At 70.2% G+C, this 15,372-nt stretch carries 10 protein-coding genes and 5 pseudogenes; 6 read left to right on the top strand and 9 right to left on the bottom strand.

The window, feature by feature from the left end; genetic code table 11:
• Nucleotides 1–2 precede the first annotated feature (2 nt).
• Both OH809_RS08370 and OH809_RS08365 read left to right on the top strand, forming a co-directional pair.
• Nucleotides 3–872, top strand: coding sequence for a universal stress protein (locus OH809_RS08370; protein ID WP_406423016.1), 870 nt, complete (start codon nt 3–5; stop codon nt 870–872).
• A 345-nt stretch (nt 873–1,217) separates the two neighbouring features.
• Complete coding sequence (locus OH809_RS08365; protein ID WP_406423017.1) at nt 1,218–1,493, top strand: DUF5808 domain-containing protein; 276 nt, start codon at nt 1,218–1,220, stop codon at nt 1,491–1,493.
• 374 nt (nt 1,494–1,867) lie between these two features.
• Here the strand turns inward: OH809_RS08365 and OH809_RS08360 are convergent.
• The 6 genes and pseudogenes from OH809_RS08360 to OH809_RS08335 all read right to left on the bottom strand — a co-directional run.
• A pseudogene (locus tag OH809_RS08360) lies at nt 1,868–2,134 on the bottom strand (DUF6457 domain-containing protein); the annotation flags it as partial.
• Between the two features lie 62 nt (nt 2,135–2,196).
• Nucleotides 2,197–2,832: a vitamin K epoxide reductase family protein gene (locus OH809_RS08355; protein ID WP_406423018.1), complete on the bottom strand. Its 636-nt coding sequence runs from the start codon at nt 2,830–2,832 to the stop codon at nt 2,197–2,199.
• Nucleotides 2,829–3,611, bottom strand: coding sequence for a respiratory nitrate reductase subunit gamma (gene narI / locus OH809_RS08350; protein ID WP_406514976.1), 783 nt, complete (start codon nt 3,609–3,611; stop codon nt 2,829–2,831). Before narI ends, OH809_RS08355 begins: the two co-directional genes overlap by 4 nt.
• Complete coding sequence (gene narJ, locus OH809_RS08345; RefSeq protein ID WP_406514975.1) at nt 3,608–4,399, bottom strand: nitrate reductase molybdenum cofactor assembly chaperone; 792 nt, start codon at nt 4,397–4,399, stop codon at nt 3,608–3,610. Before narJ ends, narI begins: the two co-directional genes overlap by 4 nt.
• On the bottom strand, nt 4,396–5,799 hold the full coding sequence (gene narH / locus OH809_RS08340) for a nitrate reductase subunit beta (RefSeq protein WP_406514974.1): 1,404 nt from the start codon (nt 5,797–5,799) through the stop codon (nt 4,396–4,398). Before narH ends, narJ begins: the two co-directional genes overlap by 4 nt.
• Nucleotides 5,800–5,806: 7 nt before the next feature.
• Nucleotides 5,807–8,887: pseudogene (locus OH809_RS08335) on the bottom strand (nitrate reductase subunit alpha); the annotation flags it as partial.
• Nucleotides 8,888–9,444: 557 nt separating this feature from the next.
• On the opposite strand from OH809_RS08335, the pseudogene OH809_RS08330 reads away from it, so the two are divergent.
• Nucleotides 9,445–9,555: pseudogene (locus OH809_RS08330) on the top strand (nitroreductase family protein); the annotation flags it as partial.
• Nucleotides 9,556–9,671: 116 nt separating this feature from the next.
• On the opposite strand, the gene OH809_RS08325 reads toward OH809_RS08330, so the two are convergent.
• Complete coding sequence (locus OH809_RS08325; protein ID WP_406514973.1) at nt 9,672–10,094, bottom strand: pyridoxamine 5'-phosphate oxidase family protein; 423 nt, start codon at nt 10,092–10,094, stop codon at nt 9,672–9,674.
• Between the two features lie 419 nt (nt 10,095–10,513).
• On the opposite strand from OH809_RS08325, the pseudogene OH809_RS08320 reads away from it, so the two are divergent.
• Nucleotides 10,514–10,729 (top strand): annotated as a pseudogene (locus OH809_RS08320) (MFS transporter); the annotation flags it as partial.
• A pseudogene (locus OH809_RS08315) lies at nt 10,720–11,583 on the top strand (FAD-binding oxidoreductase); the annotation flags it as partial. The pseudogenes OH809_RS08320 and OH809_RS08315, both read left to right, overlap by 10 nt.
• 159 nt (nt 11,584–11,742) lie before the next feature.
• Here OH809_RS08315 and OH809_RS08310 read toward each other — a convergent pair.
• Nucleotides 11,743–12,789 (bottom strand): GAF domain-containing sensor histidine kinase, encoded by a 1,047-nt coding sequence (locus OH809_RS08310; protein WP_406423022.1) that lies wholly within the window; start codon nt 12,787–12,789, stop codon nt 11,743–11,745.
• Between the two features lie 28 nt (nt 12,790–12,817).
• Entirely contained in the window at nt 12,818–13,207 is a 390-nt protein-coding gene (locus OH809_RS08305) for a transposase (RefSeq protein ID WP_406423023.1), read from the bottom strand.
• A gap of 573 nt (nt 13,208–13,780) precedes the next feature.
• Here OH809_RS08305 and OH809_RS08300 point away from each other — a divergent pair.
• Nucleotides 13,781–15,352, top strand: a complete 1,572-nt coding sequence (locus tag OH809_RS08300; protein WP_406423024.1) for a YncE family protein — start codon at nt 13,781–13,783, stop codon at nt 15,350–15,352.
• The last annotated feature ends 20 nt before the right edge of the window (nt 15,353–15,372 follow it).

Below are 15,372 nucleotides of genomic sequence, written 5' to 3'. Positions count from 1 at the left end.
CGATGGATCTCCCGATCGTCGTCGGTGTCGACGGCTCGGAGCCCAGCATGCGGGCCGTCGACTGGGCGGTCGACGAGGCCGCCTTGCGCGGGGCGTCACTGCGGCTGGTGTACGCCTCGCTGTGGGAGCGGTACGAGGGCACCTCCCTCGCGCAGGACCTCGGCAAGTCCGAGGAACAGGTGACAGCGGAGGACATCGTCGAGACCGCCGCGCGCCGTGCGCACAGCCGCCGGCCCGACGTGGAGGTCAGCACCGACGTACTGCCCGAGGAACCGGAGTACGCGCTGGTGCGGGAGAGCAGCACCGCCTCCGCGATGGTCCTGGGCTCGCGCGGCCGCAGCAGTTTGGCCGAGGCGCTTCTCGGGTCGGTCAGTGTCACGGTGGCCGGCCACGCGCACTGCCCGGTGATCGTGCTGCGCGGCAGTCACGACAACCGGGTTCGCACCGGGGCTCGCCGCATCGTCCTGGGCGTCGGCGAGAAGCCTGCGGACGCAGCGGCGGTGCGCTTCGCCGTGGAGGAGGCGCAGCGCCGTGGCGTGCCGCTGGAGGCCGTACGAGCCTGGCGCTGCCCCGCGCACGAGACCACCGATCATCCCCTGATGGCCGGCGAACCCGCCCGGCTGCACGAGGAACGGGCCGTGGAGGAGCTTGAAGCGGCCCTGCAGGACGCCCCGGCCGACGCCGACGTCCACCGGCGCACCGTCGAGGGCCACGCGCGCCGGGTACTGCTCGACGCCTCGGCCGACGCCGACCTGCTCGTCGTGGGAGCCCGGCGCCGCGAGGGCCACTACGGTCTCCAGCTCGGCCGCGTCGCCCACGCGGTCCTGCACCATTCGGCCTGCCCGGTTGCCGTCGTACCGCAGCGGGCGTGAGGGCCGCGACCGGCTTACAGGCTCGCCGCGTGATCGGGGACGTAGGTCTGCAGATCGCGCGGCGGGCGCCGGCAGCCGGTCGACTGCGGCTGCTCCGGCACCCCAGGCACGATCGGCGCCACCCGAACGGGCGCGCACGAGGCACGGCCGGGCCGGCGCCGCACGGGTGTCGTGAGCGAGAGCGGGCAACGCTTGTTGACGGTTCTCGGGCAGCGCTCAGCGATCAGACAACTCCAAAAGGCGGTGAGAACCGAGAGCGCTGGGGAGGCAGAGACAAGTTGCCCGTGAGCCGGTCGTGAAACCATCGCCCTTGGCCGAGGCCTGAACGACGCGTACTTTCTGACCATGAACAGGCGACTGAAAAGGAACGTGGTGCTCGTTGCCGCCGGCGCGGTCGTTGCCGCAGCCCTGGCGAAAGAGCTGCGCAATCCGTCGGAGTCGCGGACCTGGACGGGGCGCATCGTTGGACTGCCGTACGACTTCCGGCGGCCCACACCGCAGAAGATCGTCCGCGAGTTCTGGGATCCGGACGGCGACGCCTTCTTCACGCCGCACGCGTTCGGCGTCGGATACGGGGTGAACCTGGCCCGTGTGGCCCGGGAACTGCGTCGGTCTCCTTGATCGGGTTCCAGCCGCAACTGGCGGCTGCCGCAGTTCTGGTACGAGTGGAACGCCGCCGACGAACCGGGGGCCCACACACCTGATGGACCTCGCCGACCTGGACGCCTCGGCGAGGGCCACAGCCGGCAGTGCGAGGGCGTCCGGGCAGCACGGCTCTCCACGCCGCCCTGGACGACCCTGCCGGATGGGCGCCGGCCGACGACACCGACCGCCCCGGCGACGCCGCGCTGCTGGAGGGCGCCATCCGTGCAGATCCCCACGGATGGCGCCCTGTGCTTGCGCGCGGTTGTCCTACCGGTCGAGCAGGGGTCCGAACGGGCCAATCGCAAGATCAGCGGCGCAGGGGTCCTGGGCGTGACCGGCGGCGTGGCTCGTCATGCGGCTCCGGAGCTGGGGCCGTGGCCGGCTTCACCGGCCCACCGGGCGGCGAGTTCTCCGGCGCGCCAGGCTGCGGCGGCCACCGCGTCGGGGCCGCCGCCCGCACGCCCCGCCGCATACCCGACCAGGAAGGTCGTCAGCGGGGCGGCGGGCCGGGCGACGCCGTGGGCGGCATCGCCTGCGAGGGCGAGCAGGAGGGTCCGGTCGACTTCGAGGTCGATGCCCAGGTCGGCCTGCACGGCGGCCGTCCATTCCTTCAGTACGTCGTCCATGATCGTCGTTCTTTCGTCCGTATGACCTGTGAGCGGCTTGTGCGGAGGGCCCGTTACAGCAGGCTGCTCCAGTACGGCCAGAAGCGGGTGAGGACGAGCAGCGTGATCACCCCGTACCAGGCGGCGAGCAGCAACCAGTGCGTGTCCCGGACGACCTCCCGCACACCCCGGGGCACGGGGACGATTCCCCGGTCCAGGCAGTGCAGGGTCAGGTACCAGAACAGAGCGATGGTGACGACCCAGACGACGACACAGTAGGGGCAGATCTTGTTGAGCTGGTAGAGCGACTGCCCGATCAGCCAGTGGACGAACACCACCCCTACCAGTGCCCCCGCACCTAGCGCGAGCCACAGCCGACGGTGCAGGCGCGCCCCGCAGAGCACGGCGACGCCCAGGGCGGTCACGGCGGCGAAGGCACCCAGTCCGAGCAGCATGTTGGGGAAGCCGAACAGGCTGCCCTGCGCACTGGACATGACGCTGCCGCAACTCACGACGGGGCTGATGTTGCATGGCGGTTGATAGGCAGGGTCCTTGAGGAGCCGCCAGTCGTCCACGGTGAGCTGGAAGGAGGCGAGCCAGCCGACGATTCCGGTGAGGAGCATCACCAGGCCCGTTCGGTGGCTCGCGCCCACTGTGTGCGTGCGCCGGATGGTCGTGGCGTCCGGCGCGAGAGCGGGGCTGTGACTCATGCCGCTCGCCGGGAGTCGGAGGACGACCGTGGCCGGCCCCCTGCCGTTGGGGCTGCGGCCCGTGTGGCCCGCCGTCGGTAGACCAGATACGGCCGGGCCAGGTATCCGATCGGGGCGCTCCACACATGAACCAGCCGGGTGAACGGCCAGGCCGCGAAGAGCAGGCAGGCGGTCAGGGCGTGCAGCTGGAACAGCAGCGGTGCTCCAGCGATCGCCTCGGGCTGCGGCTGGAGGGTGAACAGGCCGCGGAACCAGACGGAGACGGTGCAGCGGTAGTCGTAGCCGTCGCCGAAGACGTTGTGGGCGGCGGTGGCGGTGATGCCCAGCAGGACGGTGGCGGACAGCAAGGGGAAGAGCAGCCTGTCGCTTCGGTCGGTGCCCAGCCGGATCCGGCGGGTCAGCAGCCGCCGGGCACACAGCATGCCAAGCCCCGCGACCATGGCGACGCCCGCCACCGAACCCGCCCACACGGCCGTTGTGTGGTAGGCGTGCTCGCTGATCCCGGCGGCCTCGGTCCAGGAGGCGGGGACCGCCAGGCCCACCACATGTCCGCCGATCACCGTGAAGGCGCCCAGGTGGAACAGCGGGCTGCCCCAGCGCAGCCACCGGTGTTCGAGGAGCTGGCTGGTGCGGGAAGTCCAGCCGAACTGGTCCTGGCGATAGCGCCAGACGTGCCCGACGACGAACATGGCGAGGCAGATGTAGGGGATGGCGACCCACAGGAGGAGGTCGGCGCCGCTCGTGGGCGCGGCGGCCAAGGGGGTGGGTACGGCGTTCATCGGGGGCCTTCCGTACGGCTGGTCGAAGCGGGCGGCACACGGGTCGGCGGGGCCGGGGCCGGCGGCACGAAGGTGCCCGGCGGGGCGAACTCGCCGTCCCCGTACGTCCCGTAGGGGTCGAGGCCGACCTCCTCGTTCGGCGGGCCCTCGGCGACGAGCTGGGCCACCGCCGCGCGGTCCGCCTCGGTGGGCGGCGGCAGCAGGGTGAGCAGCGCGGCCAGCACATGCCGGTAGGGGGAATCGGCGTCGGTCAGGGCGCGGTGGATCAGCTCCAGCCCGCGCCGGTGCTGGCGCAGTGGTGCCTCACCGCCACCTGGACCCGCCAAGGCGGCGAATTCCAGCACGACCGGCAGGTGGTCGGGCAGTTCTCCCCCGTCGGTGTCCCAGCCCGCGGCCCGGTAACGCTGGTTCAAGGTGAGCAGGGCCATGCCCCGGCGGCGGGTGTCGCCGTGCAGGTAGTAGGTCAGGTAGAGGCTGCTCTTGCGGCGCAGGTCGAACATCTCGACGTAAGTACGCTCCAGCGCCTCGGGCTCCTGCCCGGTGAACCAGGTGACGAAGGTCGCCAGGTGCTCGGCGGCGGGCGAGGGCGGCAGCGCCTCGACGGTGGCCGTCAATACCGTTCGGGCGGTGGTGAGTTCGGTGTCCGGGTATTGCAGCAGCAGCGAGCACAGCCGCAGCAGCAGAATGCGCGCCTCGCTCTCCTCGGGCGTGCGCCGGGCCGGGCGGCGTACGGCCGCCCGGACGCGGGTGCGCACGAGGGCGGGGATCGTTGCGGGTAGCGGGCTCACGGTCGGCCTCCGTCGGTGTTGCGGCGCAGGGTGGGGATGCCGAGCATCACGCGTCGGCCACCGGCGTCCGCCGGGTCGCCGGACGACTCGACCGGGCAGCGGTTCTCCATCGCGGTCAGTGCGGCTGCGTCCTCCTTGTGGGCGGCGGGGACGACGTACCGGTCCTTGTACTTGGCGACGGCCAGGAGTTGGTGCAGGTCCTCTGCCTCGCGGGCGGTGAGCCCGACGGCCTTCAGTACCGCGTCGTCGCCGGTCTCACCGAGGGTGCGTTCGCGCATGTACGAGCGCAGCGCGGTGAGCTTCATCAGCACCCCGGCGACCACGTCCGTGTCACCGGCGGTGAACAGCTCCGCCAGACACTCCAGGGGGATGCGCAGGCGGGTGACGGCGGCGAAGACGTGGTCGGGGTCGTCCTGGTTTCCGCCCGCCGCGTCGACGGCGTCGAGAACGGGGGAGAGGGGCGGCACGTACCAGACCATCGGCAGGGTGCGGTACTCCGGATGCAGCGGCAGGGCCACCTTGTACCGCATGACCAGGTCGTACACCGGGGAGCGGCGGGCGGCCTCCAGCCAGTCCTCCCGGATCCCGGATTCCCGCGCCGCCGCGATCACTTCGGGGTCGGTCGGGTCGAGGAAGACGCCGCGCTGGGCGTCCAGCAGGTCCTTCTCGTCCGGGGTGGCCGCGGCCTCACCGACGCGGTCGGCGTCGTAGAGCAGCAGGCCGAGGTAGCGCAGGCGTCCCACGCAGGTCTCGGAGCAGACGGTGGGCTGGCCGGCCTCGATGCGCGGGAAGCAGAAGGTGCACTTCTCGGCCTTGCCGGTGGCGTGGTTGACGTACACCTTCTTGTACGGGCACGCTGTCACACACATCCGCCAGCCCCTGCAGCGGTCCTGGTCGACCAGGACGATGCCGTCCTCGACCCGCTTGTACATGGCGCCGGACGGGCAGGCGGAGACGCAGGCCGGGTTGAGGCAGTGCTCGCACAGCCGGGGCAGGTGGAAGAGGAAGGTCTGCTCGAACTCGAACTTCACCTTCTCCGCCCACTCCCCGGTCAGGTTGGGGTCGCCGCCGGCGTGCTCGGGAGCGCCGCCGAGGCCGTCCTCCCAGTTGGCGCCCCAGGTGATGGCGGTGGGCTGGCCGGTGAGGACCGAGCGCGGTCGGGCGACGGGGATGTCCTGCCCGGCGGGGGCGCTGACGAGGTTGTCGTAGTCGTAGGTGACCGGCTCGTAGTAGTCCTCGATGCTCGGCAGGTCGGGGTTGGCGAAGAGGGACAGCAGCCGCTTGAGCCGGCCGCCGGAGATCAGGACGAGGCGTCCGCGCTTGTCGAGCATCCAGCCGCCCTTCCACTGCTCCTGGTCCTCGTAGCGGCGGGGGTAGCCGACGCCGGGCTTGGTCTCCACGTTGTTGAACCAGGCGAGGCGAGTAGCGCCGACCGCCGGTCTCGCTGCCCGACCACTCGTACGAGGTGATGACCGACCGGGGCTGGGTGCGGGTGTCGGCGAAGGTGATCCGCTCGGCCTCGCGTTCGGAGGCGAGTTCCACCAGGCCCTCACAGCCGGTCTGCCGCTCCAGTTCGCGGAAGCCCTCGGTGGCCAGTCGCCCGTTGGTAGTCCCGGACAGAGCGAGGATCGCCTCGCACATGTCGGAGGCGGTGGCCAGGGAGGAGCGGCCGGCGGCGACTCCGTCGCGGACGGTGCCGCAGCGACGGCGCAGCTCGTCGATCTCCCGGTCGGGGTGGACGGTGACGCCCTTGGTGGTGGTGCCCAGGGTGTCCAGCAGCGGGCCGAGAGCGCGCATCTTCTGCGCGGTCGCGGCATAGTCCCGCTCGATGACGACGAGCTTCGGCATGGTGCGCCCCGGGATCGGCTCGCACTCCCCGGTCTTCCAGTCCCGCACCACGCCGCCCGGCTGGGCGAGTTCGTCGGGGGTGTCGTGCAGCAGCGGCACCGCCAGGACGTCGGTACGCGTACCCAGATGCTCGGCGGCCAGATCGCTGAATTTGTCGGCGATCGTGAGGAAGCTGTCGTAGTCGGTGCGGGCCTGCCAGGGCGGGGCGATGGCCGGCGTGAAGGCGTGCACGAAGGGATGCATGTCCGTACTGGACAGGTCGTCCTTCTCGTACCAGGTCGCGGCAGGCAGGACCACGTCGGAGAGCAGGCTGGTGGAGGTCATCCGGAAGTCCATGGTGACCAGCAGGTCGAGCTTGCCCTCGGGTGCCTCGTCCCGCCACACCACCTCCTGCGGGCGTCCCTCGGGCGGGGTCTCCTCGGAGCGGACCGCCGCGTCGGTGCCGAGCAGGTGGCGCAGGAAGTACTCGTTGCCCTTGCCGGAGGAGCCGAGCAGGTTGGCCCGCCACACAGTGAGGACGCGCGGGAAGTTGGCCGGGTCGTCGGGGTCCTCGGCGGCGAAGCGCAGCCTGCCGGACTTCAGTTCGTCGACGATGTGCTCGGCGACCGGCCGGCCCGCCCGCGCCGCCTCGTCCGTGAGGTCGAGCGGGTTGCGGTTGAAACCGGGGTGACCGGGCGTCCATCCCAGCCGCACGGCCTGCGCCAGGCAGTCGGCGAACGCCTTGCCCTGGAACCGCCCGTCCCCCAGCGGGGAGGCCAGCTCATCGGGCCCGAACGCCTCATACCGCCACTGGTCGGAGTTGAGGTACCAGTACGACGTGCCGGCCATGTGCCGGGTGGGCCGCTGCCAGTCGAAGGCGAACGCCAGGTGCTGGAAGCCGGTCAGCGGACGGACCTTCTCCTGGCCGACGTAGTGTGCCCAGCCGCCGCCGTTCACGCCCTGGCAGCCGGTCATGGTGGTCAGCGCGAGGAAGGCCCGGTAGATGGTGTCGGAGTGGAACCAGTGGTTGGTGCCTGCGCCCATCGCGATCATCGACCGGCCGTTCGTACGCTCGGCGTTGCGGGCGAATTCCCGGGCGATCCGGGCCGCCTGCTCCGCCGGGACGGAGGTGATGGTCTCCTGCCAGGCCGGTGTGTACGGCTCGCTCGTGTCCTCGTAGGACGCCGGCCAGCTGCCCGGCAGGCCGGACCGCCGCACCCCGTACTGGGCGAGCATCAGGTCGAAGACCGTGGTGACCAGGCGCCCGCCGATCCTGCGGACCGGCACCCCGCGCACCATCACCGAGCCGCCCTCCGTGCGGCCCTCGTCGAACCGCGGCAGCGCGACCTCGGCCGTCTCCTCAGCCCTCTCGAGCAGGCTCAACTCGGGCACTGTGTCGCCCAGGTCGAGGTTCCATCGGCCCTGCTCGGCTTCCCCCCAGCGGAAGCCGAGCGAGCCGTTCGGCACGACCGGTTCGCCGGTGGCCGCGTCGAGGAGAACGGTCTTGGACTCGGCGTTCTCCGTGTCGTGCCCGAGGTCGGCGGCGGTCAGGAAGCCGTCCGGGACCAGGCTGCCCTCGGTGTGCTCGCGCAGGGCCACCAGGAACGGTGCATCGGTGAACCTGCGCATGTAGTCCCGGAAGTAGGGGACTTCGCGGTCGACGAGGAACTCGCGCAGAATCACGTGCCCCATGGCCATCGCCAGTGCCCCGTCGGTGCCGGGGTGCGGGGCCAGCCACTCGTCGGCTTGCTTGACGTTGTCGGCGTAGTCGGGGCTGACCGCGACGACCTTGGTGCCGTTGTAGCGGGTCTCGGTGAGGAAGTGGGCGTCCGGCGTGCGGGTGACGGGGATGTTGGAGCCCCACATGATCAGATAGCCGGCGTTCCACCAGTCCGCGGCCTCCGGTACGTCCGTCTGGTCGCCGAAGACCTGCGGCGAGGCGATCGGCAGGTCGGCGTACCAGTCGTAGAACGACAGCAACGTGCCGCCGATCAGCGACATGAAACGGGAGCCTGCGGCGAAGGACGCCATCGACATCGCCGGGATCGGGGAGAAGCCGGCGACGCGGTCCGGGCCGTACGCCTTGATCGTGTGCACATGGGCGGCGGCGACCAGCTCGGTCACCTCGTCCCAGTCAGCGCGCACCAGGCCGCCCTTGCCGCGCGCCCGCTTGTACGCACGCGCCTTCGCCGGGTCGCCGGTGATCTCAGCCCAGGCCGCCACCGGGTCGCCGAGGCGCCGCCGTGCCTCGCGCCACAGCTTCAGCAGCGTGCCGCGCACGTACGGGTAGCGGACCCGGCTGGGGGAGTACGTGTACCAGGAGAACGACGCCCCACGCGGGCAGCCGCGCGGCTCGTACTCGGGGCAGTCCGCGCCGATCGAGGGGTAGTCGGTGGCCTGGTGCTCCCAGGTGATGATGCCGTCCTTGACGTACACCATCCACGAGCAGGAACCGGTGCAGTTCACGCCGTGCGTGGAGCGCACCACCTTGTCATGCGCCCAGCGGTCCCGGTAGAAGCCCTCCCACTTGCCGTCGTTCTCGCCGAACACCGCGCGCCCGTCGCCCGACACCTCACGGCGGGTGAGCAGCCGCCGGGCGGCCAACGGCCAGCCTTCACCAGTGCTTGACGCCTGACGCCGCGCGTTCTGATCGTTCTGCATGACTGGGAACGCTAGGTGGTGCGGGCCCTGCTGCACGTGGGGCTGGTAGTCCTGGCCGGACGGCCTTCCGGCCCAGTCCGGGCGGTCGTCATAGGGCCCAATGGTCCCGGCGCTGGGGTCCGGTCGGCCGGGGGCCGGGTGTGCCCGGAGTTGCATCCTGGGCATTGATCGAACCGCAGATGCCCATCCGTCTGTACGACCGCATTCCGTACCTGACGGCGGCTATTCCCCCGTCCCTGGCCGCCTCAGGCGCAGCGCGTATGGCGGGTGTCGCCCGGTTCGGTCGTGCGTCCGGCCGCCCCGCGCGGCCGGACGCGGCATCCGCCCTCCCTCGCGCCGGCACCCCGCAATGCCGTCGCCACCCCCCGGTCGGCCACGCCGACTGCCGACCTGCTGGAGACAACGTCATGCGCGTGCTCACCCTCGCGGAGCGGGGCCCCGAAGCCTGGCGGCTCCAGCTCAGCCACCGCTGACGCCCACATCCCTGCCACACCCACGACAACCGAAACCGGCCCGGAGGCCCACGCGTACGCCGAGCTCACCAATGAGGAGGCATCATGCGTACCCAAGCCCCGCTGGACGCCGCCACCGTGGAGTCGCTCCTGGCGGCGGCCGTGGCAGCCCCGTCGATCCACAACACACAGCCCTGGCGCTTCCGCCTGGACCCCGACAGCCAGTACCAGGCGTTTGGGGCGTGCGTCCGTCCGGCCCGGGCACAGACCTGGCCCACCGTGCTGCCAGTCCTCGACCGGAGCTGCCACCGAGTTCCGTGTCCGGCTGTGCCTCACTGCGTGCTGAGGGCTCCTCTGAGCTCGCGTCCGGTGACCAGCTCGGACTCGATCCGTACGAACACCGTGTCCCGTAGGGGCATCCAGGAGGTGGGGCCGGTCTGCGACAGCCGCTCGTGCTCGGCGGGATCGGTCACCACGGTGGCTCGTCCGGTGACGACCACGCTCCAGCCGGACCGGGTTGCCGCGTCGAACTCGTCCGCCTCGAAGGCGACTACGACGCCGTTGATGGCGTGTACGAGGTCGGAGGCCGGCGATGTGCACAGCAGGACGGAGGCGTCCGTGTCCAGGGAGAAGTTGATGGGGAGGACTGCGGGCAGCGCCTGTCGGGTGTAGACCACACGGCCGACCGGCACCTTGGTCAGGAGGCGCAAGCACTCCTGCCGGTCGAGGGCGCGAAAGGCGTCGTTCGGGGACATCAGGTCATCGTCCCCGTGGCCGTCGGGAAGGGGGTAGGGCCGGTCGGCCCTCTTTTGTTCGGCCCTCTTTTGTTGTGTCCCGGTTTTGTTGTGTCCCGGCAGGAGCGGGTTGCCGCCGCGCGGTCGCAGGAGTCGCGCGGGCGATCTGAGGCACGGTTCCAAGGAGGTGCGGGCGGCCGGATCCGACCTTGAGGACCCTTTGCCCGGCCGTAGGGACCCATGGCCTATGTCGCTCGGGCGCCCGGATGCGGACAGTGGCTGCGAGGCGTCCGATCTGTGGGACAGGGAACTGTGGTCCCCATACGACCCCCGCGCCGCCGAACCAACGTGAGAGGGAAGGGACGGACATCATGGTCCAGCCGACGACGGAAAGCGAGAGGCCGGTCTCGGGCGCGCCGGTGCCCGGCCGGGCATGGCTGATGCTGGCCCTGGCCACCCTTGGTTTCGCCGTCAACTTCTGGGCGTGGGCGCTGCTGAGCCCGCTCGGCCCGCGGTTCAAGGACAGCCTGGAGCTGTCTTCGTTTCAGCAGTCGTTGCTGGTGGCGGTGCCGGTGGTGGTCGGCTCTCTGGGCCGTATCCCGGTGGGCGCGCTGACCGACCGGTTCGGCGGGCGGGTGATGTTCCCGATCGTGTCACCCCGGAGGTGGCCGCCGCCTGGGACGAGGTGTACTGGCTGATGGCCGGTGCCCTCATCGCCCAGGAGGCCCAGCTCTACCAGGAAGCCCAGGTCGACCCCCGGCACCCGTGGCGGCAATGGACCGTCGTGGAGCGGCGGGAGGAGAGCCCGGACGTGGCATCCTTCCTGCTGCGCCCGGCCGACGACGGCCCCGTGCCCCCGGCCCGCGCCGGTCAGTACGTCAGCGTCAGGGTTCTCATGCCCGACGGCATCCACCAGACCCGTCAGTACAGCCTGTCCAACGCCCCTGGCGACCGGCTGCGTCGCATCACCGTCAAGCGGGTGGCGAGCGTAGCCGAAGCTCCTGAGGGCGAGGTGTCCAACCAACTGCACCGCACCGTCCGTACCGGCGGCGAACTCACCCTGTCGGCCCCGTTCGGAGACGTGGTCCTCGACGACGCCGACACCCCGCTGGTGCTGGTATCCGCCGGCATTGGCTGCACCCCCATGGTGGCCATGCTCGAACACCTCGCTGCCACCGGCTCGACCCGTCCGGTCCATGTCCTGCACGCCGACCGCACCCCGGCCGACCGCGCCCTGCGCGCCGACACCTGCCGTCTCGTGGAGCAACTGCCCGATGCACGGGAAGAGTTCTGGTACGAACAGGACGCAACCGAGGAACCCGGTTCTCGTACGGGCCTGATGGACCTCGAAGGCCTGGACCTGCCCGCCGACGCCGACGTGTACCTGTGCGGCTCGCTTCCCTTCATGCGCGCCGTCCGCGCCCAACTCCTCCAGGCGGGCATCTCCGCGCGCCGTATCCGCTACGAGGTCTTCGGCCCCGACCTGTGGCTGGCCCACGCCGAGGGCTGAAACGTCCGATCGCCGAGGCAGCAGGAACCACACAATCAGGGCCCACAAGGCTGACAAGGAGGGCCCCGATCAGCCATCAGTTCTCATCACTGACATTGATCATGCGGAACCGGCGCAGGTGACTCCTGACCTCACGTCGAAACGGCATCCACGGAAAAGTCACACAGCCAGCGGGACGACCCACTCGACAACGGTGCCACTCGGTTGGTTCGAAGAGAGACTGCACGTACCGCCCATCTCCTTCGCGCGCCTGCAGAGGTTGGCCAGGCCGCTGCGGCGGGTGACCGCCGGGTCGATCCCGCGGCCGTTGTCGGCCACGCGCAGCTGCAGGGCGGCGTCGGTGACATCGACGCTGACGTCGACGGTGGTGGCGTGCGCGTGCCGAGCGGCGTTGGACAGGGCCTCGCCGAGCACGGCCAGCAACTGCTCGGCCTGTTCGGCGGACACGGCCGTGTCCAGCAGCCCCGTCATGCGCAGCGCCGGGGCAAAGCCGAGCGACTCGGTGGCCCGTTCGGTGGCCGCCACCAGTTCGGCGCGCAGCCCGCTGCCGCGACGGGTCTGATCGTGCTCGCGTAGGCCGTAGATGGTGGAACGGATGATCTTGATGGTGTCATCCAGGTCGTTCACAACCCGCTGGATTCGCTCGCCGACCTGCGGCCGGTCAGCCACCCGGCCCAGCGTGGACTGCAGCGACAGCGCGCCGGCGAACAGCCGCTGGATGACCAGGTCATGCAGGTCTCGGGCAATCCTGTCGCGGTCATTGAGCACGAGCATGCGCTCCGTGTCCCGCCGGTGCTCAGCGACGTCCAAGGCCAGCGCAGCCTGGTTGCCGAACCCGGTGACCATGTCGACAACGGCGTCCGTGAAGAAAGTGCTGCCCGGTACGTTCGCCACCTGCAGCACCCCGCGGACGTGCTCCCGGGTGCCGAGCGGTACGAAGAACGCCGGCCCCAGCTCCACCACCGAGGCGCTGCCGCCCTCGGCGCGCGGGTCGGCGCTCACGGCATCACTGGTTATCCTCTCCCCGGACATGAAGACCTTCGCAGCCAGCGCCGCGGCGGGCAGCACCAGCCCGCGGACCTCCTCGGCCAACGCTCCCGAAGCGGCCTCGATGACCAACTCGCCGCGGTCACCGACCGGCACCCCCAAGGTGACCAGGTCCGCACCGGCCATGTCCCGCACGGTGGCCGTGACAGACTCCAGCACCGCGGCGGGCTCCGCACCGGACAGCAGGCTACGCGTCAGCTCGTTGCTGGCCGCCAGCCACCGCTGCCGACGGTGCGCGTCCTCGTACAGCCGGGCGTTGTCGATCGCTACACCGGCCGCCGCGGCCAGGGTCCGCAGTACCGCCTCGTGTGTAGGTGATGTGCTGGTCGTGGCTGACCAGCAGACCGAGCAGGAGCGCGGCCCCGCCGTGGTTGATGTCCACCGCCCACAGCACACCCCGCGACAGCTCAAGCACGTCAGCGATGAGCTGGAGCAGTTCAGCCTCGTCGTTCAGGATCCGACGCGACAGCAGTCGCTTGCCCTGGGCGTCGATCACCACGCAGTGGTGATGTTCCTTGCCGATGTCCACTCCGGCCCAGATCTCGGGCACAGCCACCTCCGTCAGCTCGTCGTACACCAACCCAGCAGACGACCTCGCCGACGTTGTCCTACGAAGCGATCGCGTCGCGTCTCCCAATTAGCGGTCGAGTCGTCGCGGGGTTCCGGGCGGCCAAGTTCTCTGAGCCATCCAGCGGCGACTCCATGACAGCCATACCCGGAACCCCTGGGCCCCGCCGGTCTTACGAATGACCAGTTCAGACCCACATCAAGAAAGGTAGGACTCCATGATCACTCAGGCCCGTGCCTGCCTTACTCCTTGTCCCGCCATTCGCCGACAGGGCCATCCGAGTGAAACCCTCCGGCCAAGGTGAACATGCCGAAAGTGCCCGTTAGATTCCTCAATGTTCGACGATGACTCAGGCGATCGACGCCAGGCGTCATCGATCACGCCTTCGGGAATGCGTGCCTGCGGTCGCAGGAGGTGGCCTCAGCACCGCGAGGACAGGCGCTGCTCTCGCCGGCGGCCTTTGATGAACGCGGCGACTAGTCCCTGTCGCAACCTCTTACGCCGCGCGGCGTAGCCGCCAAGCGCAAGAGGCAGCTCTCGACGCGGTCGTCCGCGGCCGCGACGTGACCACAAGGAGCGAGCATGCATGCAAAGTCCAGCTCAGCCCGCGCGTTCGTGGCGGCGGTCATGTACGCGTCGATCGCGGGGTGCGCGACGACCGGGACGCACGAATCCATGGCCTCCCACTCGGGTCCGGTGCCGAGAGCCGCGGTGGGGCCGAACGCCAGCTCCTCAACGCATGGCACGCTGATCCCAGCCCCGGCGCTGCCGGGGGCACAGCCGATATCGGGGAACGACCGGGTGTACACCGCCGACCAGGCCTCCAACACGGTGAGTGTCATCAATCCGGCGACGAACACGGTGCTGGGCACCATAGCCTTCGGCAAGCCGCGGCTGAGTCCCAGCGCGGACGTGCTGGGGGCGATGTACGACGGGCAGATCGACGTACACGGCCTCGGCTTCTCCCGGGACGGAAAGTGGCTCAACGTGATCGACGTGACCACCAACGCCGTCCACGTCATCGACACCGCAACCAACAAGGTGGTCCGTACCGTCTACGTCGGCCGGGCGCCGCACGAGGGATTCTTCTCGCCCGACGGCACCCGGATTTGGGTGGCGGTGCGCGGCCAGGACTACGTCTCGGTGATCGACTGGCGGGCCGGCAAGGAGGTCGACCGGATCCACACCGAGGACGCGCCGTCGAAGGTGGTCTTCAGCCCCGACGGCAAGCTCGCCTACGTCAACCACCTGCGCACCCAGGTGCTCGACGTGATCGATGTGGCCTCCCGCCGCATCATCAGGCGCGTGCCGATCCCCGCCGAGGCCGGCGGGTCCTCCGACGAGGCCATCTCACCCGACGGCCGGGAGGTCTGGCTCGGCATGCCCGAGAACGGCCGGACCACCGCTGTCGTCAACACAAACACCAGCCGCGTGGAAGCGGTGCTGTCCACCGGGCCGCGCACCAACCACCCCAACTTCGTCACGGTCGGCGGCGTCGACTACGCCTACCAGACCGTGGGCGGACTCAACGAGACCCTGGTGTACCGCCGGTCGCACAACGGGACGCCGCCCACGCTGGTGAAGACCATCCACAACAACGGCTACGGCCCCCATGGCATCTGGCCGAGCCCCGACAACACCAGGATCTACGTCGCCCTGCAGAACTCCGACGCGGTCGACGTCATCGACACGCACACGAACTCGGTGATCAAGACCCTCCCCATCGGCCAGTCGCCGATGGCGCTGGTGTACGTGGCGCGCAGCACCCCGGCCACCAGCACACACAACCTCGGCCGGCAAGGTCTCGACATGCGCACGCAGCACTTCGCCCTGCGCGTCCTCGGTAGCTCGGGCCAGGGCACGGCCCTGATCCGGGCCCTCCCAGGCATCGACGAAGTCACCATCGGCGCCACCGGGTTGCCGCCCAACCAGCAGGTCACCGCCTACGCCGGCAACGGCACCCGCACGACCGCGCTGATGACCATGAAGACCAACGAGTTCGGCAACATCGACGAAGGCCTGTCCTACTCGTACTTCTTCGCCAACCACTACACCTCCGTCATCCTCAAGCCCGGAACTCCGCCCCAATCGGAGCCAACCGCTCGCGAGAGCGTGCTCGCACCGAAAAAAGCCGGAGTTTCCGAGCCGAAGTGATCAAGCAGCCGACGAGCTTC

It is taken from the genome of Streptomyces sp. NBC_00873 (assembly GCF_045207415.1).
GTDB lineage: Bacteria > Actinomycetota > Actinomycetes > Streptomycetales > Streptomycetaceae > Streptomyces.
Note: the sequence above shows the minus strand (reverse complement) of the source record. Positions and strands in the feature narration are given on the sequence as shown.